The organism is Protofrankia sp. CiP1_Cm_nod3 (assembly GCF_982290655.1).
This window is the reverse complement of record NZ_CEVIVD010000193.1, coordinates 6,101-8,195: the sequence shown is the minus strand read 5'-3', so window position 1 is coordinate 8,195 and position 2,095 is coordinate 6,101. Positions and strand designations below refer to the sequence as shown.

Here is a 2,095-nt window from a genome sequence, read left to right as displayed (position 1 = left end):
GGCCGTGGGGCGGCACCGCGGGGCCGCCCGGCGCCGTCGCCCGGGCCGCCCGGCTGCCCTGGCCCGCCGGGTCTCCCTGGCGGCCCAGGCCCTCCTGGGCCTCCTGGGCCGTTGCCTCCTGAGCTGCCTCCTGGGCCGTTGCCTCCTGGGCCGTCGCCACGTCCATGTCGGCTCCCTCTCGCGATTCTTCGGTGCCCACCGTCACAGGCCGTCGCCGACTGCCTGCTCCGACCACGGGCCGCGCCGACGGATGCCGCCGGCGCCGGCCGGGCATTTGCCGAACACGCCGGACCGTCCGCTGGGACCGTATTCCAGCATGTTCGGCCGGCGCTTCGGTGAACGGCGAGTTTACATTTCAGGGCGAAAGAAAGATGTCCCTGGCGGCGGCCGGGACGCGGCTGGCCCGGCTATTGTGACGCCGAATGAAACAATTGGTTTCGCTGATGGAGGCCAGGGCTGTGAAGGAGTCGTCCGGTGCGGTGTTGCCAAGCCCGCCGAATGCGGTTACCGTGCTGTCTCCAGCAGGGGAGGCGCGGAGGCTGGCGACACATTTTCTTCAGCCATCGAATCATCGAAATCCTGGTTGACACCGGCCTGGGCCTGGCTCCACGATATCCTTCGCAAGGCATTCGGAGCGCCGGCTCACATCGTCGGCTCGCATTGTCGGCCCACCTGGCTGGTGGCGGCTTGTCCACGGTGTGTGGACAAGCCGCGGGAAAGATTTCGGCGCAGCCGGTCCACGCCGGCCGGAAATACGTGACGGTGAACATCTGATGGCCACGGGAGGCGTGATGGACGACGGCACGGTGCTTCCGACGCCGGCCAGGCAGCCACACGCCGATCCCGCGCTCCCCCTGGTCGGCGAAGATTCCCGGGGGCCGCAGCCCGGCCGGCCGTCACACCCGCGGGCGGCCGAGGACGGCCGCGGCCACGCGGTCGTCCTCGGCGCCGGCATCGCCGGGCTGCTGGCCGCCCGGGTGCTCTCGGAGACCTTCGAGCGGGTCACGGTACTCGAACGGGACGTGCTCCTCGACGGTGATCCCCACGGCGACTCCCGCCGTGGTGTGCCCCAGGGCCGGCACCTGCACGGGCTGCTCGACCGCGGACGCCGGCTCATGGAGGAGCTGTTCCCCGGCCTGACCACGGAACTCACGCGGCGGGGCGCGTCCACGATCGAGACGCTGGTGGGCTCCCGCTGGTATCTGCGGGGGCTGCGGGTCCGCTCGGCCCCGACCGGGCTGACCTCGGTGCTCGCCAGCAGGGGGCTGCTGGAGGACGTCCTGCGGGCGAGGCTGCGGGCGGTCCCCGGCGTGCGGTTCGTCCAGCGGACGTCGGCGACCGGGCTGGTCACCGCGCCGGAGGCGCCCGGCCGGATCATCGGGGTGCGTGTCGTCCAGCAGCCCCGTACCGCCGGTGCCGGGAGCGGCGCTGATGCCGGTGCTGATGCCGGCGCCGCTACCGGCACCGGACTCATCCGCGCGGATCTTGTGGTGGACGCGACCGGCCGTGCCTCCCGCGGCCCGGACTGGCTGGCCGCCCTGGGACTGCCCGGCCCGGCCGAGCGGCGGACCGGCGTCGATCTCGGATACGCGTCGCGTTTCTACCGGTACCGCCCCGAGCATCTCGACGGCCAGCGTTCGGTCATAGTCTCGACCATGCCCGGATTCCGTGGCGGCGGCGCCGTCGCGCTGGAGGGCGGCCGCTGGCATGTCACGCTCACCGGAATGCTCGGCGACCACCCGCCGACGGATCCCGAGGGATTCGAAGCGTTCGCCCGGACCCTGCCCGTACCCGACATCTACGACCTGGTCACGTCGACCGAGGCGCTGAGCGACCCGGTGCCCCACCGTTTCACCAGTTCACTGCGGCGATACTACGAGCGGGTGCAGAACCCGCCGGCCGGATTCCTCGCCATCGGTGACGCGATATGCAGCTTCAACCCGCTCTACGCCCAGGGAATGACCGTGGCGGCCCAGCACGCGTGGGCGCTGCGGGACTGCCTGCGGGCCGGCGGCCCGGACCTGCCGGCCCGTTTCTACCGGCAGGCCGGCCGCCTCGTGGACGTCGCGTGGGACATGGCCAACGGGGCCGACCT

At 72.1% G+C, this 2,095-nt stretch carries 1 protein-coding gene; it reads left to right on the top strand.

All coding sequences use genetic code 11. The annotated features are described in order from the left end of the window. Window positions 1-773: 773 nt before the first annotated feature. On the top strand, window positions 774-2,095 hold a 1,322-nt coding region (locus AC5LUJ_RS22320), incomplete at its 3' end, for an FAD-dependent oxidoreductase (RefSeq protein ID WP_493465677.1).